Genomic DNA, 20,225 nt, shown 5'->3' on the forward strand with positions numbered 1-20,225 from the left:
GATTATAAAAATCCGGTATGAAAACGAGAAACAAGAAAGCACCGCATTACGCCACGCAATATGGCGGTATGGCCAGAAATGAATTTCCCCGGGGTATGACGCGCCGCCCGCTGGCGGTGGCGATTTCCCGCAGTTTCGTCCCGGCATGGGCGATCGGCGGCGCGATGCTGCTGGGCTCGGCGATGGCGCATGCCACGGTGATCGGTGAAGGGGAGGTGCGCTCCATTCCCAGCCAGCCGCTCGATAACGACGAAATCATGCTGAACGGGGGATCACTGATTGTCGACCCGCTTCAGTTTCAAACGCTGGAGTTCTCCCAGACGCTGACGTTCGCGGATGAAAAAACCAGTACGGTAGCGGCGCAACAGGCCGCCATGCTGTCGATTCGCAGCGGTCTGGATATTCGAGGTACTGCGCAATTTGGTTTGGACGGCGCGGACGGCCAAATCGTGCTGGAACAACATATCCCTGTGTCAATCGGCAGCCAAGCCAAGTTGAATGTGGTTGGCGGGACGCTGAAGAACGGCATGGGCAGCAGCGTACTCAGCGACGTAACGAGCCAGGCCACTGAAACCCGCGTGGGGCGGAACGCGACGCTCGACTTCGTCGGGTCCGCCGGCCATATCAAGAATCTGCAGGGGGCCGGCACCGTTGTCACCAGTTATGACGGGTTGCAGCCGCTGACCATCGAGCAAGGGAACTATGCGGGGTGGATCCGTGGCGTCAGCGAAGTGAGGAAGACGTCGACGGGAACGCTGACGCTATCTGGCTCGATCGGCGTTGCGGGGCCTGTCACCATCGCCGAAGGGATTCTGGAACTGACGAACCAAGGAACGTACGCCAATCCCGGCCAGGCAGTAGTCAACAACGGCGCGCTGGTGTTCAAGCAGTTCAACGGCGGCGTAATGGGCAATATCTCCGGCACCGGTGGCATCAAGGTAACGGACCAATCCATGGTGGGGCTGGGGGGCGTCAATACCTACAGCGGAATGACGACCATCGATGCAGGGGCTGTCCTGACGTCCTTCAACGGCCCAGGCTTCACGCCTCAGGGACGTGTGCTCGGAACAGGTCCAGTGGTCAACAACGGCCAGCTCTCATTGCAGCACACCGGCACCGTGATTATCGACAATCAGATTTCGGGAGCGGGCGCGCTTTCCTTTACGGATTCTGGTCACGTCATTCTTACCGCCAACAACAGTTATAGCGGAGAGACAAAAATTCTAGGAGGAGGCACACTTGAACTCGGCAATGGTGGAGAGTCTGGCTCCGTGGGTACAGGCGCGGTCCTCACATCGCCGGGCGCAAAGTTGATATTCAACCGCGGCAATGATTTTTCCGTTGATGGCGTGATATCGATCTATCAAAGCACGATGGCAAAGATCGGCGCCGGAAAAATGACGGTTTTGGGCGGCCTTGCCACCAATGAAGGTCTTGTCGAGGTGAAGGAAGGCGCGCTGCACTTCGGAGAAGGCGGAACGCGAGGCTCGGCGGGCTATCTGGATATCAATGCCGCCCGAGGCTCCGAGCTTGGATTCAATCACTCAGATGATATAAACCTGTCCGGCAGGCTGTCGGGGCAAGGGCGTTTGAATAAGCTTGGCGCTGGCAAGCTGTACTTCATGGCTGACGGCTCCGCCTTCACCGGCGACACGGTCGTAAACGGCGGAGAACTCCTCATGTGGGGCGGGTCGTTGGGCGGCACCGTGACGGTGAACTCCGGTGGGCGGATCCAAGGCAACGGCAGCGTTGGCACAACGGACGTGCTGGCTGGCGGCATGCTGGTCAGTTCGGGTTTTACCCGCCTGCGCGTCAATGGCGATTTGGCGCTCAAGGACGGTTCCACGGTGCGCTACTACCTGGGCACCGCGGGCGCGGATGGCAGCAGCGCTGGCACGACAGGTACGACTCGTGTATCGGGCGATCTCGACCTGAACGCCAAGCTTCAGGTCCGCGACAACGGACAGCCCACGATCGGCTATTACCGCCTGTTCACTTACGGCGGTACGCTGAGCGGAACGGGCCTGGTGCTGGACACAGTGCCTGCTGGCCACTCCAGAGACCAAATCTCTGTCGATACTACGCGCACCGGTGTGGTGGACTTGCGTATTGTGCCCGCAGGCGTCCCGGAATCCCTGTTGGTTTGGCGCGGCGGTTCGGGCGTCTGGGGGGCGGGCCACATGCAATGGCAGGCTGATGGCCAATCCGGCTGGTCAGGGGCGTGGGGCGCGCAACATGCCGTGTTCTCGGACGTGGCAGGAGTCGTCTCGGTCTCTGGCGCCCAGTCATTCAAGGGCCTGCAATTCCTGACCGACGGCTGGCAGATCGGCCCGCTCGCCGGCGTTGGCGGTTCCTTGCAGACGGCAGCGGACGGCAGCGAGCTGCGGGTGCTGGCAGGTGTGACCGCCTCCATCGGTGCGCCGATCCAGGGCAGCGGCGGGCTGGACAAGACGGGCGGCGGCACGCTGGTGCTGGACGGCGCGAACAGCCACACGGGCGGCACCCGGCTGTCGGATGGCGTGCTGAGTGTGTCGCAGGATGCGAGCCTGGGTGACAGCTCAGGCGGCCTGGCCTTCAACGGCGGCACGTTGCGGGTCACCGGCGACACTTTCTCGCAGACCGGGCGCAACCTGCAATGGAGCGCCCAGGGTGGGGCGTTCGATATCGCGTCGGCCGCCAATCGCTTCACGGTGAGCCAGGCGCTGTCGGGCGCCGGCGATCTGGTCAAGCTTGGCGCGGGCACGCTGGTGCTGGCAGGCAACAACGCCTACGGCAACACGCGTGTCGAAGCGGGCACGCTGGTGGGCAACGCAGACTCGATCCGCGGCAGCCTGCAGAACAATGCCTTCGTCGTGTTCGATCAGGCAGGCAACGGCACGTTCGCCGGCGACATCACGGGGGCTGGCGAGGCCGCCAAGACCGGCGCGGGCGTGCTGACCCTGACGGGCCGCAGCGCGCAGACCTGGCGCGTCGCGGCAGGCACGCTGGCGGCGACGGGCGGTGCTTTTTCCGGCAACGTGAATCTGGCGGCTGCCGGGGCGCTGAATCTGGACACGCCACAATCGAGCACTTATTCAGGCGTTTTGTCGGGAACCGGCGCATTCGCCAAGACCGGCGCCGGCATGCTGGCGTTCACCGGCGATAGTTCCGCCTTTGCCGGTAGCACTCGTGTCGAACAAGGGGTGTTGTCGGTCGGCGTTAACGGGCAGGGCAAACTTGGTGGCCAAGTGACGGTCGCCCAAAATGGCGTGCTGCAAGGGACCGGTTCCGTGGGCGGCGCCACCGTGCAGGCAGGCGGCATCATCGCGCCGGGGAATTCCATCGGCACGCTGCATGTGGCCGGCGACCTGACGCTGGAAGCTGGTTCCGTGTACCGGGTCGAGGCAGATCCGCTATCCAATGACAGCGATCGCATCGCCGTCGGCGGCACCGCCAACCTGGGCGGTTCGGTACTCCACGTGGGCCCTGACGGCAATCTGGCGGGCGAGCGCAGCTACACGATTCTGACCGCCAACCGCATCAACGGGGCATTTTCGTCCGCCTCGTCCACGTTTGCCTATCTGGATGCGAACCTGGGCTATGACGCCCAGGCCGTCACGTTGCGACTGGATCGCAAGCGCGTGCCCGTAGACCCGTCCACGCCTTCCACGCCGGGCACGCGTCCGATGCGTTTTGCCGACGCGGCAGGCACGTCGAACCAGCGTGCTGCGGCGACGGCGCTGGACAGTCTGTCGGGCGCGAATCCGTTGTACCAGTATGTGTTGACCTTGCCGGAAGGCGCACCCGCAGACGTCTTCGACAACCTGTCGGGCGAGGCGCACGCCAGCGTGACGTCCAGCCTGAACAACCTGAATGGGCTGTCGAGGAACCTGCCGTTCAAGAGCTTGCGCGCCAATCTGGATGCCGGCCTGGCGGCGGGCGAGGCGACCGCGCAAGCGGGCAGCGCGACGCCGGCCTCGGCGTTGCCGAGTTCGAAGGCGCAACCCGCGTGGGCCGAGCTTGTCGGTACCTGGCAGACGCTTGGCGGTAACGACAACGCGTCACGCGTGGATCAGCGTACCGGCGGCGTGTTCGTCGGCGCGGACCATGCGGTGGGTGGCGGTTGGCGCCTGGGCGGCGCGTTGGGCTACACCGACAGCCGCATCCGTGTCGATGCGAATTCGTCCAAGGCGGATGTCGATAGCTACAGCGCAACGGTCTATGGCGGCAAGGCCTTCCAGGCCGGAGCGGGCAAGCTCAACCTGCTGGTCGGCGCGGGCTATACCTGGCACGACATTTCCACCACGCGCAACGTCGCGGTCGCGGGCCAGCAAGACAAGCTGACCGCCGATTACGGCGCCAGCACCGGTCAGCTCTTCACCGAACTGGGTTATGCCCTGCCGGTGGCCGAGCGCGCCCAGCTGGAGCCCTTCGCAGGCGTGGCGTGGTCCGATACGCGGACCCGCGGCTTCCAGGAATCGGGCGGCGTGGCGGCACTTAGCGGCGAAAGCAACCGCAATTCGCTGACCACGACCACGCTTGGCCTGCGCGGCAAGACGGCGTTCACCGCGGGCAAGACCGAAGGCGTGTTGCGTGCCGCAGCGGGCTGGCGCCATGCGTTCGGCGACGTCGATTCGCGCACCCGTCTGGCGTTCAATGGCAGCCAACCGTTCACGGTCTCGGGCGCGCCGTTGGCGCGCGATGCGGCGTTCACCGAGCTGGGCGTGGAACTGGCGGTATCGCGTTCCGCCACCATCGGCGTTACCTACAGCGGCCAGTACGGCGGCGGCAATCGCGAGAATGCCGGCTCCGTGGGCGTGACCTGGCGGTATTGATCGGACGCCTTATCCAGGCAGCGGCAGCGTCTTTCCGACGCTTGCCGCAAGCATCTGCGCGGTGGCGGCCGACAAGGTCCAGCCCAGGTGGCCATGCCCGGTGTTGTAGAACACACCGGGCCGCTTGCCGGGGCCCACGCGCGGCATCATGTTGGGCGTCATGGGACGCAGGCCGCACCATGGCACCACCCGCGATGTCCGGATGCCGGGAAAGTGCTTGCGCGTCCAGTCGACCAGCGGTTGCACCCGTTCGGCGCGGATGTCCATATTGAAGCCATTGAACTCCGCCGTGCCCGCCACGCGGAAGCGGTCGCCCAGCCGGCTGGTGACGATTTTGGCGGCCTCGTCCAGCAGGCTGACGCGGGGCGCGGCGGCCTGGCTTTGCGCGTCGTCCAGATGCACGCTGATGGAGTAGCCCTTCACGGGATAGATGTTCAGCGAGTCGCCGAGTTGCCGGGCGAACTTGCGGCTGACCGCGCCAGCGCAAATGACGATGGCATCGGCCTCGTGCTGTTCACGCACCGTGCCGCCATCGCGCAGGACGTCCAGCACATAGGAAGGGTTGCCGCGGCCGATCTGGCCGACGTCGGCGTCCTGCATGAACGTGACGCCAAGGCGTGCGCACGCCCGCGCCAGGCCGCTGGTGAACTTATGAATGTCGCCGGTGGCGTCCGAGGGCGTGTAGAACCCGCCATAGCAATCCGTTTGCAGGGTGGGTTCGATGTTGCGTGCTTCGCTGCCGGACACGGCAAAGCGCTCCAGGCCGCCTGCCTGCAGCAACGTGTTGGAACGGCGCGCGGCCTCGAAACCGGCTGCGTCGTGATAGATGTGAAGAATGCCCCGGAGCTCCAGATCGAAATCGATGCCTTCGGCCTCGGCCATGTCGAAAAGATGCTGCCGCGCTTCGATCGCCAGCCGCGTGGTGGCGATGGTGTTCGCCCGGTAGTTCGGAATCTGCGCCATGAACTGCGCCAGCCATGAATACTTGTGCCAGCTGAATTTAGGGTTCAGCAAAAGCGGCGCGTTCTTGCGCCACATCCAGCGCAACCCTTTCAGAACCGTGGCCGTGCTGTTCCAGACTTCGGCGTTGCTGGCCGACAGCTGGCCGCCGTTGGCGTAGGACGTTTCCATGGCCGGGTAGCGCTGGCGGTCGTAGACAGTGACCTTGTATCCGAGCTTGGACAAGGCGTAGGCGGACGTGACGCCGGTGATACCGGCGCCAATGATGGCGATGCGGGGCATGGTGGCTCCAGATTGGGTGGCCGCGGCCGATATGGCCGCAGCACCCCATCTGTCTTGGTACCTGAGAGCTTCACCCGCGGCGCTGACGGCGGCGGGTTCCCCTTCGGTGGGCGCGCACGGCGCCTCTCTCCAGAGTGTCTAGACGCGCGCAGTCCTGTTGCCTGAGAGTTTCCGGGGCGGTTGCTCCGTCGGCGCCGGCCACAAGTGCCGGTCTCTTCTGCGCGGTTTTGAATCGACGGGGTACAGAATAGCCAAGTTCTTGTCGAATTGAATTCAGGGTAAGTACTATGTCGGGCATTCAACCGAGACGGCAAGAGAAGGGATGCAAGCATGAGAAAGCGCGTTGACCGAACCCGCCGCGCCGCCTTGTCGGCGCTGGCGTGGGTGGCCTTGGTCGCCTTGGGCGCGACCGCGCAGCAAGGGCAAGCCGCGCCGCCGGGGTCAGCGGAAGCCCGCCGCCATATCGACGAAGCCGCGCAGGCGGTGATGCGCGAGTTCGGCGTGCCGGGCCTGGCGATTGCCGTCACCCAGGATGGCCGGCAGCAGTTCTACAACTACGGCGTGGCATCGCGGCAGACGCAGGCCAAGGTCAGCCGCGACACCCTGTTTGAAGTGGGCTCGATCAGCAAAACCTATACCGCGACGCTGGCGGCCTATGCGGAAACGCAGGGCAAGCTGTCGCTGAACGACAGCCCCGCGCGCTTCCTGCCCGCCCTGCAAGGTTCGGCGTTCGCGCAACTGACGCTGGTTCATCTGGGTACGCACACGGGCGGCGGCTTTCCATTGCAGGTGCCCGATGCCGTGCGCAACGACGCGCAGTTGATGGACTACCTGAAGACCTGGAAGCCACAGGTTACGGCCGGCACCTCCCGCACGTACGCCAACCCCAGCATCGGCATGTTGGGCGTAGTGGCCGCCAGGAGTCTGGAGCAGCCGTTCGTGCAGGCGATGGAAAAAACGCTGTTTCCGAAGCTGGGCCTGACGCACACGTATATCGACGTGCCGGCCGCCGCGATGGCGGGCTACGCCCAGGGCTACAACAAGCAGGATGCGCCGGTCCGCGTGAATCCCGGCGTGCTGGCGGCCGAGGCGTATGGCGTGAAGACCAGCGCGCGCGATCTCTTGCGTTTCGTCGAGGTCAACATGGATATGGCGGGCGACGCGGACATTCGGCGCGCCGTTGCGCGCACGCATGTGGGCTATTACCAGATCGGCGACATGACGCAGGACCTTGCCTGGGAACAACTGGCTTATCCCGTGACGCTGGATGCGTTGCTGACGGCCAACGCGGGTACGCTGAACAGCCAGAGCCACCCGGCAATGGCGTTGAATCCCCCGCTGGCGCCGCAGCAGGCGGTGTGGATCAACAAGACCGGATCGACCAACGGCTTCGGCGCATATGTGGCGTTCGTGCCGGCCCGGAAAACGGGCATCGTGATCCTGGCCAACAAGAACTATCCGAACGAAGCCCGGGTGCGGCTGGCGTACCGGATCCTGGAAGACCTGGCACGCTGAGCCGCGGCGTCAGCGCTGGTGGCGGGGCGCCGACGGGGCGCTGCCTGCCCGAGGCAGCAGCCCCATGATGTCCAGCCGCTTGCACAATTGTTCCAGCCGTTCCATTTTGTACGCGTCCACGTCCATGCCGGCGTAGTCGTAGAAGCCCTGGCCGTCGCGCAGTCCGTTGCGGCCTTCCTCCATGTTGCGGGCGATGACGTCGGGTGCGGCGAAGCGGGGGCCGATTTCGCCGGACAGGTAGCGCGACGCGTAGTAAAGGATGTCGCCGCCGCCCCAGTCGATGAATTCCAACAGGCCCAGTACCGAAAAGCGCAGCCCGAAACCCAGCCGCACGGCGGTGTCGATGTCTTCCGCGCTGGCCACGCCTTCCTCTACCATGCGGGCCGCCTCGTTCATGGCCAGGGCCTGGATGCGGGGCACGATGTAGCCCGCGGACGGCGCGCACTGCACCGGCACCTTGCCGGCCTGGCGCAGCGTATCCAGCAGCAGCGACGCCGCGGCGGCGCCAGTCTGCGGCCCGCGGCTGACTTCCACCAACGGAATCAAGGTGGCCGGGTTCAGCCAGTGGGCGTTCAGAAAGCGCTCGGGATGCGGCACCAGCTTGGCCAATTCGGTGACGAGAAAGGTGGACGTGGTGGAAGCGATGACCCCATCCGGGGCGCACGTCTGCCCCAGCCACAGGAAGGTGTCCCGCTTGGCGTCCAGCCGTTCCGGCACGGCCTCGAAGACCACGCGCGCCGCCCGCAGGTCGGCCACGGCGTCGTCGCGCCGGCGCAGGCGCACCCGGCCCAGGGCCGATTCCGTCTGGCTGGCGTCCAGCAGGCCCAACTGGCTAAGCGTGCCGAGCTCGCGCCTTAGGTTGGCCGCTACGCTCGCGTCGTGCGCCGATTGTTCGGCTGGCGCTCGCGGCTTGATGTCGATCAGCGTCACCTGCCATCCGGCAAGCAGGTAAGACAGGGTGATGCCTTCACCCATGCGGCCGGCGCCTACCACGCAAATTCTGGCGTCCATGGTCAGCATCCTTGCGCCAGCAGTTCGGCCATGCCGCTACGCGACAACCGGTCCAGCCCCAGGCCTTCCAGGGTACGGCCTTCCGCATACAGGTCTTGGCCGGTGATGGCGCTGGCGATGCTCAGCAAGCCTTGCGCGATCGGTGTGGGCACGCCTGCCCAGCGGCCCGTGGACACCAGGAACGACAGCCCCAGCCGCGTGTCTTCCTGCATGTAGCGGTGGGTGCGCAAGTCGATGGTTTCGCGCCAGTCGCCGCTGTCGGTCAGCTTGCCGTGGGCGCCGCGGCCGTACATCCATTCGTCGCCTTCGGTGGCGTAGTGGTCGGCCAGCGGGAAGTGGGGGGCGGCGTAGCCCAGCGCCTTGCGGATGGCGACGCGTTCGGCGTCGAGCGCATCGGTCACGCGGCGGATGGAAGCCTGCGTGCCTTCGTTATGAATGTCCCACTTGTCGAAGTGCTCCAGCGGGCCGGCGTTCATCATGATGAGCGGCGGGTGGATGATGGGGCCGGCGTTCATCAAGGCGCCCGACAGGCCATCCTCGACCGGTTCGACGGCCGGATAGGCCTGCCGCAGCAGTGGCAGCGCGTCCGCGGACAGGCGGTTGGGAAACACACCGGTGGGCAGGCGCGTGGCGTAGCCGCTGACGACGACGGTGTTGCCGTGTTTGCGGGCCAGATAGGGCAGGGTGCCGGTTTCGGCATAGGCCACGCGGGCGGGGTTGCCGGCGTGTTTCTGGGCGCGGGCAAAGACGTAGCAGCCGAAGGTGCCCGGCGGCAGGAACACGACCTGCCCGTCTTGCACCAGCGGCGCCAATTCAACGGCCAGCGCGTCGTGGGTGGTGGACGGCAGCGGGATGACCAGCAATTGCGCATCGGCGACCGCGTCGCCCAGGGCGTCGGCCAGTTGCAGATGGCCGGGGCCGTGGCCCAGCGGGACGTGGCGTGTGCCGCGGTAGTCGGTGACGGTGAGCGCGCCTGCGTCGCGCAGGCCCTCGAAGGCCGCGCCGTCGCGCCGCCACCAGCGCACGTCGTGCCCTTTTTCCGCCAGTTCGGCCGCCGCCGCGTAGCAGCCGTGGCCGCCGCCCAATACGCTGATTCGCATGATCAAGCTCCTTCGATAGAAGCTTGATCCTAGCGGTGACGTCCTGTACGGGCTGCGCAAAACGCGCAACCGTCGTTCCGATCAGGCAAGGGAATGGGCGCCGCTTATCCGCGGTGCCGCCGCAAGGTGTCCGACGGCAGGCAGCCGTAGCGTTTGCGGTAGTGGGTGGCGAAATGTCCGAAGCTGGTCACGCCGTGGCGCAGCAGGATGTCGGTGACGCTGTCGCGCGTGCGCGCGGCTTCAAGCGCCGCATGCACCAGCGCCAGCCGCTGGTTGCGCACGTACTCGCTGGGGCTTTGTTTCAAGAACTGCGTGAAGCCGTTTTGCAGCGTGCGGATCGACACGCCACAGTGCGCCGCCAGATCCGATAGCGAGATCGCTTCGTCGACATGCGTTTCAATGTACTCGCGGGCCTGGCGCACATGCTGGGGCAGGGGCTGCCGGCTGCCCGCGCGCAACAGGTCCGAATAGTTGTGGGGCAGCTGCGTCAGCAGCAGCGCCAGCAAGTAATCAGAAAAGCCCGCAGCCAGTGTCTGAGTGACGCCGTCGATGGCCGGATGCTGGTACAGCCGGCACAGGTAGTCCAGCGTTTCGCGCACGGCAGCCAGCCCGGGGGCGTCGGCGTCCACCTCCAGGTCGAATACCAGGGCGTGGCGGATCGGCCGGTCCAACAGGCGTTGCAACTGCTGTTCCAGCGCCTGGCGCTCTACGCGCAGGATCAGGTTGCGGCAATCCCGCCCGATGCTGATCACGCTGGGTTCCGACGGCGACGAGATCGTCAGGCCGCCTTCGCGCATCTGGGCGCGGCGCTTGCCCAGCGTAACCAGCCCCGTGCCTTGCAGGGTGACGCGGATCAGGTAATAGCTGGCGATGTCGCCAGCGTCGATTTCGACCTCGGCGCCATAGTGCAGGTCGAACAGCGCGGCGCTGCCGAAGAACACGCCATACAACCTGGACTGCAAGGGTTTCCCCTGGGCGACGCACATGCGGTGCGACCACAGGTGCTGGCTGACCTGGTCCTTGATCTCGGTGGCGTTGGCCGAGTCCAGCAAGCAATGGCGGTTCAGCGGATAGGTGTCGTTGAACATGCTTTCCTGCGCGGTGGGAACAGTCGTTGCGTCCGGCGTATAGAGCCGGGTAGCGCAAAGACCTACAACAGATGGACAAACGGGACGCAGCCCGATCCCGGCACACTCCAAGGGAAAAACATGACTGACGCCACCCTGCAGCAAGGGACAAGACGAAGCTACGCCTACGAGTGGTACGTCGTCGTGATATGCATGCTAGCGTACATATTTTCCTTCGTCGACAGACAGATCCTGGCGCTGATGATCGAACCCATCAAGCAGGATCTGCAGTTGTCAGACACCCAGTTCAGCTTGTTGCACGGCTTGGCGTTCTCGTTGTTCTACGCCTTCATGGGCATTCCCATCGCCTTGCTGGCCGACCGCTATTCGCGGCCGAAGATCATCGCGATCGGGGTGGCGTTCTGGAGCCTGGCCACCGCTGCCTGTGGCCTGTCGCGCAATTTTGCGCAGATGTTCCTGGCGCGCATCGGCGTGGGCGTGGGCGAGGCCGCGTTATCGCCCGCCACCTATTCCATGCTTAGCGACATGTTCCCGCGCGACAAGCTGGGGCGCGCGGTGGGCATCTATTCGATCGGATCGTTCATCGGCGGCGGCATGGCCTTCCTGATCGGCGGCTACGTCATCAACCTGCTCAAAAGCGTGGACACCGTGCTGGTGCCCGGGATCGGCGTCATGCGGCCGTGGCAGGTCACGTTCTTCATCGTTGGACTGCCCGGCTTGCTGGTGGCGCTGCTTATCCTGCTGACCGTGCGCGATCCCCACCGGCTGGGTTTGCGCCGCAACGCGGCCGGCCAGGCGCAAAAGCCCACGCTGCGCGACACCGCACGCTTCCTGGGCCGGCATCGCGGCACGTTTTTCTGTCATTACCTGGGTTTCTCGTTCTACGCCATGGTGCTGTTCGCGCTGCTGGGTTGGACGCCCGCGTTCTACATGCGCAAATTCGGGATGTCGCCGGTCGAGGCGGGCTATATGCTGGGCGGCGTGGTGCTGGTGGCCAATACCGCGGGCGTGTTCTGCGGCGGCTGGCTGATGGATTGGCTGGGCAGGCGCGGCTACGGCGACGCGCCGCTGCGCGCGGGCGTGATCGGCGCGCTGGGCATGGCGTTGCCGGCGGTGGCCTTCACGCAGGTGGACAGCCTGTGGCTGTCGGTGGGCCTGCTGTTGCCGGCAATGTTCTTCGCGTCCTTTCCCATGCCGACATCCACGGCGGCCATGCAGATCCTGCCGCCCAACCAGATCCGCGCACAGGTCTCGGCGCTGTTCCTGCTGATCTCGAACCTGATCGGCCTGGGGCTGGGCACCACCGCCGTGGCGTTGTTGACCGACCGCCTGTTCAAGCAGCCGGCGGCGGTAGGGCAGTCGCTGTCCCTGCTGATCGGCGGCGCGACGGTGCTGTGCGTGCTGCTGCTGGCGTCCGGTTGCGCCCGCTACCGGCGCAGCCTGGCATGGGAAGAGAGCGCGGCGAAGGCGCACTTGCAGGACGCTGGTACACAGTGAAGAATGGCTTGCATCGATGCCGCATGCCGCGGCCGTTACCGGAACAGGAACTTCCATGACGCTTGCCTTCGCATCCTCCTCCTTGGCCGACCTGCGCGTGGACGGCGCGCGCTTGTGGCAGTCGCTGATGGATCTGGCCCGCATCGGCGGCACCGAAAAAGGCGGCGTCTGCCGGCTGGCCCTGACCGACCTGGATCGGCAGGGCCGCGACCTGTTCGTCCGTTGGGCGACGGAGGCCGGCTGTGAAGTGCGCGTCGACGCCATCGGCAACATCTTCGCGCGCCGGCCGGGCCGCGACAACAGCTTGCCGGCCGTCATGACGGGCAGCCATATCGACACGCAGCCCACTGGCGGAAAATTCGACGGCAACTACGGGGTGCTGGCCGGCCTGGAAGTGCTGCGCACGCTGAACGATGCGGGCGTGCAGACCGACGCGCCGCTGGAACTGGCGGTGTGGACCAATGAAGAGGGCTCGCGCTTCGTGCCGGTGATGATGGGGTCCGGCGTGTACGCGGGCGCCTTCACGCTGGAGCACGCGTTGTCGCAGCAGGACCGTGACGGCGTCAGCGTGCAGCAGGCCTTGCACGGCATCGGGTATGACGGCAAGGCGGCGGTACCGCCGGCGCAACCGGGCGGGGTGGGCGCGTACTTCGAGGCGCATATCGAACAAGGGCCGGTGCTGGAGGCCGCCGATACCGTAATCGGCGTGGTGACGGCCGCACTGGGCCAGCGCTGGTACGACATCGTGCTGACCGGCGTGGAAGCGCACGCGGGCCCCACGCCCATGCCGTTGCGTCGCGACGCGTTGCTGGCAGCCTCCGAGCTGGTGTTGGCCGTGAACCAGATCGCGCTTGCGCACGCGCCCAATGCACGTGGCACCGTGGGCTGGATGGACGTGTTTCCCAATTCCCGCAATGTGATTCCGGGCCGCGTGCGGATGACGGTGGACCTGCGAGCGGCCGATGACGCCACGTTGTCGGCCATGGACACCGCGTTGCGGGCGGCGGCCGACGCAGCCGCGGCGGCGCGGGGCGTGACCGCGCAGGTGGAGCAAGTGGTGTACTTCCCGCCGCAGCCTTTCGCGCCCGCGCTGGTGCAGTCGGTGCGCGAAGGCGCCCAGGCCTTGTCGATGTCGGCCATGGACGTGGTCAGCGGGGCGGGGCACGACGCGGTGTATCTGGCGCGCGTGGCGCCGGCGGCCATGATCTTCGTGCCGTGCAAGGATGGCATCAGCCATAACGAGATCGAGGACGCGCGCCCCGAACACCTGGAAGCGGGATGCAACGTCCTGCTGCGCGCCATGCTGGCGCAAGCCGGCGTCGCGGCATGATCCGCTTGCGCGCATGCCCGCACCACCTCGGCGCATCTTGCGCTGTCGTGGTGCCGCGGGTTGGGCCCGCGCGCCGTCCCTGACTACATTTCCCCGGCCATCGCCGGGGCGCTCCGATGCGCTGCATATGGCACAGAACTTGCTTATACAAATTCTGTGTACTAACTCTGTGCACGTGACCCTGGAGAACCGCAATGCAGACACGGAGTATCCGCATCAAATCCCTGGCCGCCGCGCTGGCGTTGACGGCGGCAGGCGCCGCCGCCCTCACGCCGGCCATGGCGCGTGCCGAAAAGGTGTTGCGCATCGGCATGACGGCAGGGGACATTCCCCGCACGCTCGGCCAGCCCGACCAGGGGTTCGAGGGCAACCGCTTCACCGGTATTCCGATGTACGACGGGCTGACTCAGTGGGACCTGTCGAAGCAGGACGGGCCCAGCGTGCTGATTCCGGGCCTGGCCTTGTCCTGGGAGGTGGACGCCGCCGACAAGACAAAGTGGGTGTTCAAGCTGCGGCCGGGCGTGAAATTCCATGATGGATCGGATTTCAATGCGGACGCCGTGGTGTGGAACGTGGGCAAGGTGCTGGATAAAAGCGCGCCGCAGTTCGACCCCAGCCAGGTGGGCGTGACGGCCTCGCGCATGCCGACGTTGGTGTCGGCCCGCAAGATCGATGACTTGACGGTGGAGCTTAAGACGTCCGAGCCGGATTCGTTCCTGCCGATCAATCTGACCAACCTGTATATGGCGTCGCCCGCGCAGTGGCAAAAGAAGTTGGCCGCGGTGCCGGCGTCCGTCACGGACGCCGCCGAACGGTCGCAGAAGGCCTGGGCTGCGTTTGCGGCGGATGCGGCGGGCACCGGCCCGTTCAAGATGGCCAAGTTCGTGCCGCGTGAACGGTTGGAAGTCGTCAAGTACGACGCGTACTGGGACGAGAAGCGCCGGCCGAAGATCGACCGCGTGGTGATGCTGCCGCTGCCGGAGGCCAATTCCCGCACCGCCGCGTTGATGTCCGGCCAAGTCGACTGGATCGAGGCGCCGGCGCCCGACGCGTTCGACGCGATCAAGGCCCGGGGGTTCGTGATCTATTCGAATCAGCAGCCGCACGTGTGGCCGTGGCAACTGTCGTTCAAGGAGGGGTCTCCGTGGTTGGACGCGCGCGTGCGCCAGGCTGCCAACCTGTGCGTGAACCGGGGCGAGCTTAAGCAGTTGCTGGGCGGCATGATGGCCGAGCCCAAAGGCACCGTACCGCCGGGGCACCCCTGGTGGGGCAACCCGAAGTTCGACATCAAGTACGACCCGGATGCCGCGCGCAAGCTGATGACGGACGCGGGCTACTCCAAGGCCAAGCCGGTGAAGGTCAAGGTGCAGACTTCCGCGTCGGGCTCGGGCCAGATGCAACCGCTGCCCATGAACGAGTTCGTGCAGCAGAACCTGAAGGACTGCTATTTCGACGTGAGCTTCGACGTGGTGGAGTGGAACACCCTGTTCACCAATTGGCGCAAGGGCGCGAAAGATCCTTCCGCCAACGGCAGCGACGCCATCAACGTCAGCTTTGCGGCCATGGATCCGTTCTTCGCGATCGTGCGGTTCGCCAGCACCAAGACCTTCCCGCCCACGTCGAACAACTGGGGCTACTTCGGCAACGCCGAGATCGACGGTCTGATCAAGGATGCGCGCACGACCTTCACGCCTGTCGAACGCGACGCCGCGCTGGCAAAGCTGCATGCGCGCGTGGTGGAGGAAGCGCCGTTCGTCTGGATCGCGCACGACGTCGGCCCGCGCGCGATGTCTCCGAAGGTCAAGGGCGTGGTGCAGCCCAAGAGCTGGTTCATCGATATCGCCACGATGTCGATGGATTGACGTTGAACGCCGGGAAGGCCGCCGCCCCGGCGGCCTTCCCGCATTAGCCGGTGACGCCTATGCTGTCCTACATCTTCCGGCGCGTGGTGTACGCCCTGCCCATCATGGCGGGGGTCGCGCTGCTCTGTTTCCTGTTGATCCATCTGGCGCCCGGCGATCCGTTGGTGTCCATCCTGCCGCCCGATGCGTCCGCCGACCTGCAGCGGCAGCTGATGCAGTTGTACGGTTTCGACCGGCCTCTTATCGAGCAGTTCGCGGGCTGGCTGTGGCGCGCCTTGCACGGCGATCTGGGCACCTCCATCGCCCCGGGGCGCCCCGTGGCCGCCGAAGTGCTGAACGCCGTGGGCAACACCTTGCGGCTGGCCTGTCTGGCGACGATGCTGGGCTTCGTCGTCGGGGCGTTCCTGGGCTTTGTCGGCGGCTACTACCGCAACTCGCTCATGGATCGCCTGGCGTCGTTCGTGTCCGTCGTCGGCGTCAGCGTGCCCCACTATTGGCTGGGCATGGTGCTGGTCATCGTGTTCTCGACCCAGCTGATGTGGCTGCCGCCCACCGGCGCGGGGCCGGGCGGTTCAGGCGAATGGGTCGCGGACTGGGCGCATTTCCGCCACATGATCCTGCCGGCCGTGACCATGTCGGTGATTCCGATGGGCATCATCGCCCGCACGGTCCGCGCGCTGGTGGCCGAGACGCTGTCGCAGGAATTCGTGGTGGGGTTGCGCGCGCGTGGCCTGACCGACCTGGGCGTGTTCTTGCACGTCGCCAAGAATTGCGCGCCCACGGCGCTGGCCGTGATGGGCCTGCAGTTGGGCTATCTGCTGGGCGGTTCCATCCTGATCGAGACCGTTTTTTCCTGGCCGGGCACGGGCTTCCTGCTGAACGCCGCGATCTTCCAGCGCGATTTGCCGCTGCTGCAGGGCACGATCCTGGTACTGGCGCTGTTCTTCGTGGTCTTGAACCTGGCCGTCGATATCCTGCAAGGCCTGTTCGATCCGCGTATCGAAAGGAGCTGACCGCATGACTCATTCCCTTGCTAGCACGGCGGCCGTGCCGGCCGTGGCGCCGGTCACCCGGTCGCCCGGCTACTGGTCCAACGTGTTGCGCCGCCTGCGCCGCGATCCCGTGGCCCTGGCCGCCGGCGCCGTCATCCTTGGGCTGATCGTCATGGCGATCCTGGCGCCCTGGATCTCTCCCGCCGACCCTTTCCAGGCGTCGATGCTCAAGCGCTTGCGGCCCATCGGCACCGAAGGCTATCCGTTGGGGGCCGACGAACTGGGCCGCGACATGCTTTCGCGCCTGATGCTGGGCGCGCGCTTGTCGCTGTTCATGGGCATCGTGCCGGTGATTGCGGCGTTTGCCGTCGGTAGCGCCATCGGCATCCTGGCCGGCTACGCGGGCGGCTGGACCAGCACGCTCATCATGCGCGTCGTCGACGTGTTCTACGCGTTCCCGTCCGTGCTGCTGGCGATTGCGCTGTCGGGCACGTTGGGGGCGGGCATCTTCAACGCGATCGTCTCGCTGACCATCGTGTTCATCCCGCAGGTCGTGCGCGTGGCAGAGAGCGTCACCGCGCAGGTGCGGCGCAGCGACTATGTCGACGCCGCGCGGGCGTCGGGCGCATCGCCGTTCACCATCGTGCGGGCGCAAGTGCTATCCAACGTGCTGGGACCGATCTTCGTGTATTCGACCAGCTTGATCTCTGTGTCCATGATCCTGGCGTCCGGCCTGTCGTTCCTGGGCCTGGGCGTGCGGCCGCCCGAACCCGAATGGGGGCTGATGCTGAATACGCTGCGCACCGCCATCTACACCCAGCCCTGGGTGGCGGCGTTGCCCGGCGTGATGATCTTCATTACGTCCATGTCTTTCAACCTGCTGTCCGACGGCCTGCGGTCCGCCATGGAGGTCAAGGAATGAGCGCCCTGATCGAAACGGCTCGCGCCGTCCACGACGATGTGGGTGGGCCGGCCCAGCCGCTGCTGAGCGTGCGCGGCCTGGTGAAGCACTTCCCGCTCAAGCGGGATCTGTTGTCGCGCAAGCGGGGCGGCAATGCCGTGCGCGCGGTGGACGGCGTTGACTTCGACGTGAAAAAGGGTGAAACCCTGGGCGTGGTCGGCGAATCCGGATGCGGCAAATCGACGACCGCGCGGCTGGTGATGCAGCTGATCGCCCAGGATCGCGGGGAACTGGTGTTCGACGGTGTCGCGGTTGGCTCGCGTGCGCTGGCATTGCGGGAATTCCGGCGGCAGACGCAGATGGTGTTCCAGGACAGCTATTCGTCGCTGAACCCGCGCATGACCATCGAAGATTCCGTCGCCTTCGGTCCGTTGGTGCACGGCACGGCCAGGAACGACGCCATCGCGGTGGCGCGCGGCTTGCTGGGCCGCGTGGGCCTGGACCCGCAGCGCTTCGCCGGGCGCTACCCGCATGAGTTATCCGGCGGCCAGCGCCAGCGCGTGAATATCGCGCGCGCGCTGGCGTTGCATCCGCGGCTGGTCATCCTGGACGAAGCGGTATCGGCGTTGGATAAATCCGTGGAAGCGCAGGTGCTGAACCTGCTGCTGGACCTGAAGGACGATTTCGGGCTGACGTACCTGTTCATCAGCCATGACCTGAACGTGGTGCGCTATATCTCGGACCGGGTGATGGTCATGTATCTGGGTGAAGTCGTCGAACTGGGGCCCGTCGCCCAGGTGTTCGATGCGCCGCGCCATCCCTACACCCAAGCCTTGCTGCGATCGATGCCGTCCATGGAGCCGGGGCAGCGGACGGAATCGGCGCCGCTGTCGGGCGATCCGCCCAATCCCATCGATCCGCCTTCGGGCTGCCGCTTCCATACGCGATGCGCCCAGGCCCGCGCGATCTGCGCGCAACAGGCGCCCGCCATGACGCGGCACGGAGACGGCCATGCCGTGCGCTGCCTCATCCATCAACCCGATTCCGGCTATGCCGCCTCAGGAGCGCCGACATGACATCTGCCCCGCAACCCCTGGTCAGCATCCGTAGTCTGGAAGTCGCTTTCCAGGCCGGCGCGAAGACCGTGCAGGCGTTGAACGGCGTGAGCCTGGATGTGGGGCGCGGCGAAACCGTGGCGTTGATCGGCGAATCGGGCTCGGGCAAAAGCGTGACGCTGCGGGCATTGATGCGCTTGCACCCGCCGCGCCGCACGCGCATGCGCGGCCAGATGCACGTGGACGGGCGCGACGTGCTGGCGATGAGCGCTCGCGAATTGGCCGCGATGCGGGGGCCGGTGGTGTCGATGGTGTTCCAGGAACCGCTGCTGGCGTTGGACCCGGTCTATACCGTCGGCCGTCAGATCGAAGAGATGGTGCGCCGGCATACCGGCAAGACGGCGGCACAGGCGCGCGCGCATGCCTTGGCGCTGTTTGAACGGGTGCACATTCCCAGCCCCGAGCGCCGCCTGCAGGCCTTTCCGCACGAGATGTCCGGCGGCATGCGTCAGCGCGCCATGATCGCGCTGGCCTTGTCCTGTGATCCCAAAGTGCTGCTGGCCGACGAGCCCACCACCGCGCTGGACGCTACCGTTCAGATTCAGATCCTGCTGCTGTTGCGCGAACTGCAGCGCGAGCTGGGTCTGTCCATCGTGTTCGTGACGCATGACATCGGAGCCGCGGCCGAAATCGCCGATCGCGTCGCCGTCATGTATGGCGGCCGGATCGTCGAGCAGGGCGCCGTGGCCGATCTGCTGCGCGCTCCGCGCCACCCGTACACGCTGGCGCTGCTGAAGGGCAGGGCGCACGGCGCGATGCAAAAAGGGCAACGGCTTGAAACGATTCCTGGCTCGCCGCCCGATCTGGCTGCTTTGCCGCCAGGTTGCTCGTTCGCGCCGCGTTGCGGCCTGGCCCAGCCGCGCTGCCAGGCGGCGGTGCCTGATATCGAGCCCATTGCCCCGGGGCACGAGGTGCGGTGCATCCGGGTGGCCGAAACCGCATAGGCGCGGCTAAATTTGTTTCAACGTATCACCGCGCAATGCGTCCCTGATAAGGATTTTCATTCTTGGCCGATAATGCTTGTCGTTGCTCCAAGCAGGACCTTCTATGCGCTGTGTTGCCCGTCGTGTTTCTTTGCCGCTGTTCGCCGTCCTCTCGGTCGTCTTGGTGGGATGTACCGCCCCTAAGCCGGCCTACGAACGAGAGGATTTCACCCAGAACGACGTATTCTCGCGTACGTTCCCCACTGCCAGCGTCACCGCCTGCGATGCGGGCCGCCGCGCCTTGCTGAGCCAGGGCTACAACATCGACCGCTTCGATGCGGCGCGAGTGTCCGGGCACAAGAACTTCCAGGGTGAAGACGGGCAGCATACCCAGATCAATTTCAACATCGACTGCGCCTCGGACGGCAGCGCCAACCAGCGCGCCACGGTGTTCGCCAACGCCGTGCAGGACCGCTACTCGATCAAGCGCACGAGCAGTTCCGCCAGCGTGGGTGTGAGCGTGCTGGGCCAGGTGTCCATGCCCTTCGGATCCAGCGACGACTCCTTGGTCAAGACGGCCAGCCAGACCGTGTCGCGGCCGAAATTCTACGAAGGCTTCTTCCAGCTTCTGCAGCGTTTCCTGGCGGACGCCGAAGCGGCCGCCGCGCCGCATGCGCCGCCGCCGGCACGCGGTCGCGGCAACGCGCCCAAGCCTTCCACGCCGCCTGCGGATCCGGTCGTCGCGCCGGACGCACCCGCCGACACGCTCAACCCGGCCGGCGCCAACGGCCCCGCCGCAGCAGGCGACAAGCCGGCCTTGCCGGCCGAGCCGGAC

Annotated in this window: 14 protein-coding genes and 2 riboswitches; of the genes, 10 read left to right on the forward strand and 4 right to left on the reverse strand. The window is 65.9% G+C overall.

Translation table 11 applies throughout. The features are described from left to right. The first annotated feature begins 95 nt into the window (after positions 1–95). Positions 96–4,814: an autotransporter domain-containing protein gene (locus tag ACE039_RS17140; protein WP_485822899.1), complete on the forward strand. Its 4,719-nt coding sequence runs from the start codon at positions 96–98 to the stop codon at positions 4,812–4,814. Positions 4,815–4,823: 9 nt separating this feature from the next. On the opposite strand, the gene ACE039_RS17145 is transcribed toward ACE039_RS17140, so the two are convergent. Continuing rightward, on the reverse strand, positions 4,824–6,056 hold the full coding sequence (locus tag ACE039_RS17145; protein WP_485822900.1) for a D-amino acid dehydrogenase: 1,233 nt from the start codon (positions 6,054–6,056) through the stop codon (positions 4,824–4,826). Between the two features lie 48 nt (positions 6,057–6,104). Beyond that, positions 6,105–6,190, reverse strand: a riboswitch (glycine riboswitch). Positions 6,191–6,195: 5 nt separating this feature from the next. Continuing rightward, positions 6,196–6,286: riboswitch (glycine riboswitch) on the reverse strand. A gap of 100 nt (positions 6,287–6,386) precedes the next feature. On the opposite strand from ACE039_RS17145, the gene ampC reads away from it, so the two are divergent. Then, a complete protein-coding gene (ampC, locus tag ACE039_RS17150) occupies positions 6,387–7,571 on the forward strand; it encodes a class C beta-lactamase (RefSeq protein WP_485822901.1) in 1,185 nt (394 codons plus the stop codon). 9 nt (positions 7,572–7,580) lie between these two features. Here the strand turns inward: ampC and ACE039_RS17155 are convergent, their stop codons facing one another. The 3 genes from ACE039_RS17155 to ACE039_RS17165 form a co-directional block, all read right to left on the reverse strand. Further along, complete coding sequence (locus tag ACE039_RS17155) at positions 7,581–8,582, reverse strand: 3-hydroxybutyryl-CoA dehydrogenase (RefSeq protein WP_485822902.1); 1,002 nt, start codon at positions 8,580–8,582, stop codon at positions 7,581–7,583. A gap of 2 nt (positions 8,583–8,584) precedes the next feature. After that, entirely contained in the window at positions 8,585–9,682 is a 1,098-nt protein-coding gene (locus ACE039_RS17160) for an NAD/NADP octopine/nopaline dehydrogenase family protein (protein WP_485822903.1), read from the reverse strand. A gap of 104 nt (positions 9,683–9,786) precedes the next feature. Continuing rightward, complete coding sequence (locus tag ACE039_RS17165; protein WP_485822904.1) at positions 9,787–10,770, reverse strand: AraC-like ligand-binding domain-containing protein; 984 nt, start codon at positions 10,768–10,770, stop codon at positions 9,787–9,789. Positions 10,771–10,890: 120 nt separating this feature from the next. Here ACE039_RS17165 and ACE039_RS17170 point away from each other — a divergent pair, with 120 nt between their 5' ends. The 8 genes from ACE039_RS17170 to ACE039_RS17205 form a co-directional block, all read left to right on the forward strand. Continuing rightward, a complete protein-coding gene (locus ACE039_RS17170; RefSeq protein ID WP_485822905.1) occupies positions 10,891–12,267 on the forward strand; it encodes a spinster family MFS transporter in 1,377 nt (458 codons plus the stop codon). Positions 12,268–12,322: 55 nt separating this feature from the next. Next, on the forward strand, positions 12,323–13,597 hold the full coding sequence (locus ACE039_RS17175; protein ID WP_313459946.1) for a Zn-dependent hydrolase: 1,275 nt from the start codon (positions 12,323–12,325) through the stop codon (positions 13,595–13,597). Between the two features lie 194 nt (positions 13,598–13,791). Then, a complete protein-coding gene (locus ACE039_RS17180; RefSeq protein WP_485822906.1) occupies positions 13,792–15,459 on the forward strand; it encodes an ABC transporter substrate-binding protein in 1,668 nt (555 codons plus the stop codon). 59 nt (positions 15,460–15,518) lie between these two features. Then, positions 15,519–16,472 (forward strand): ABC transporter permease, encoded by a 954-nt coding sequence (locus tag ACE039_RS17185; protein ID WP_485822907.1) that lies wholly within the window; start codon positions 15,519–15,521, stop codon positions 16,470–16,472. Positions 16,473–16,476: 4 nt separating this feature from the next. Continuing rightward, positions 16,477–17,373, forward strand: coding sequence for an ABC transporter permease (locus ACE039_RS17190; RefSeq protein WP_485822908.1), 897 nt, complete (start codon positions 16,477–16,479; stop codon positions 17,371–17,373). Further along, positions 17,370–18,428, forward strand: coding sequence for an ABC transporter ATP-binding protein (locus tag ACE039_RS17195; RefSeq protein ID WP_485822909.1), 1,059 nt, complete (start codon positions 17,370–17,372; stop codon positions 18,426–18,428). The genes ACE039_RS17190 and ACE039_RS17195 overlap by 4 nt, the downstream gene beginning before the upstream one ends. Beyond that, positions 18,425–19,411, forward strand: a complete 987-nt coding sequence (locus ACE039_RS17200; RefSeq protein ID WP_485822910.1) for an ABC transporter ATP-binding protein — start codon at positions 18,425–18,427, stop codon at positions 19,409–19,411. The genes ACE039_RS17195 and ACE039_RS17200 overlap by 4 nt, the downstream gene beginning before the upstream one ends. A 103-nt stretch (positions 19,412–19,514) precedes the next feature. Continuing rightward, positions 19,515–20,225 (forward strand): DUF2242 domain-containing protein (locus ACE039_RS17205; RefSeq protein ID WP_485822911.1); only part of this gene is annotated, 711 nt, incomplete at its 3' end.

The sequence above is a fragment of the Achromobacter maghribensis genome (assembly GCF_057334215.1).

Excerpts from the sequence above, each read along its gene's own strand:
- ACE039_RS17140 (WP_485822899.1), top strand. The coding sequence starts at position 96 with ATGACGCGCCGCCCGCTGGCGGTGGCGATTTCCCGCAGTTTCGTCCCG.
- ACE039_RS17145 (WP_485822900.1), bottom strand. The coding sequence starts at position 6,056 with ATGCCCCGCATCGCCATCATTGGCGCCGGTATCACCGGCGTCACGTCC.
- ampC (WP_485822901.1), top strand. The coding sequence starts at position 6,387 with ATGAGAAAGCGCGTTGACCGAACCCGCCGCGCCGCCTTGTCGGCGCTG.
- ACE039_RS17155 (WP_485822902.1), bottom strand. The coding sequence starts at position 8,582 with ATGGACGCCAGAATTTGCGTGGTAGGCGCCGGCCGCATGGGTGAAGGC.
- ACE039_RS17160 (WP_485822903.1), bottom strand. The coding sequence starts at position 9,682 with ATGCGAATCAGCGTATTGGGCGGCGGCCACGGCTGCTACGCGGCGGCG.
- ACE039_RS17165 (WP_485822904.1), bottom strand. The coding sequence starts at position 10,770 with ATGTTCAACGACACCTATCCGCTGAACCGCCATTGCTTGCTGGACTCG.
- ACE039_RS17170 (WP_485822905.1), top strand. The coding sequence starts at position 10,891 with ATGACTGACGCCACCCTGCAGCAAGGGACAAGACGAAGCTACGCCTAC.
- ACE039_RS17175 (WP_313459946.1), top strand. The coding sequence starts at position 12,323 with ATGACGCTTGCCTTCGCATCCTCCTCCTTGGCCGACCTGCGCGTGGAC.
- ACE039_RS17180 (WP_485822906.1), top strand. The coding sequence starts at position 13,792 with ATGCAGACACGGAGTATCCGCATCAAATCCCTGGCCGCCGCGCTGGCG.
- ACE039_RS17185 (WP_485822907.1), top strand. The coding sequence starts at position 15,519 with ATGCTGTCCTACATCTTCCGGCGCGTGGTGTACGCCCTGCCCATCATG.
- ACE039_RS17190 (WP_485822908.1), top strand. The coding sequence starts at position 16,477 with ATGACTCATTCCCTTGCTAGCACGGCGGCCGTGCCGGCCGTGGCGCCG.
- ACE039_RS17195 (WP_485822909.1), top strand. The coding sequence starts at position 17,370 with ATGAGCGCCCTGATCGAAACGGCTCGCGCCGTCCACGACGATGTGGGT.
- ACE039_RS17200 (WP_485822910.1), top strand. The coding sequence starts at position 18,425 with ATGACATCTGCCCCGCAACCCCTGGTCAGCATCCGTAGTCTGGAAGTC.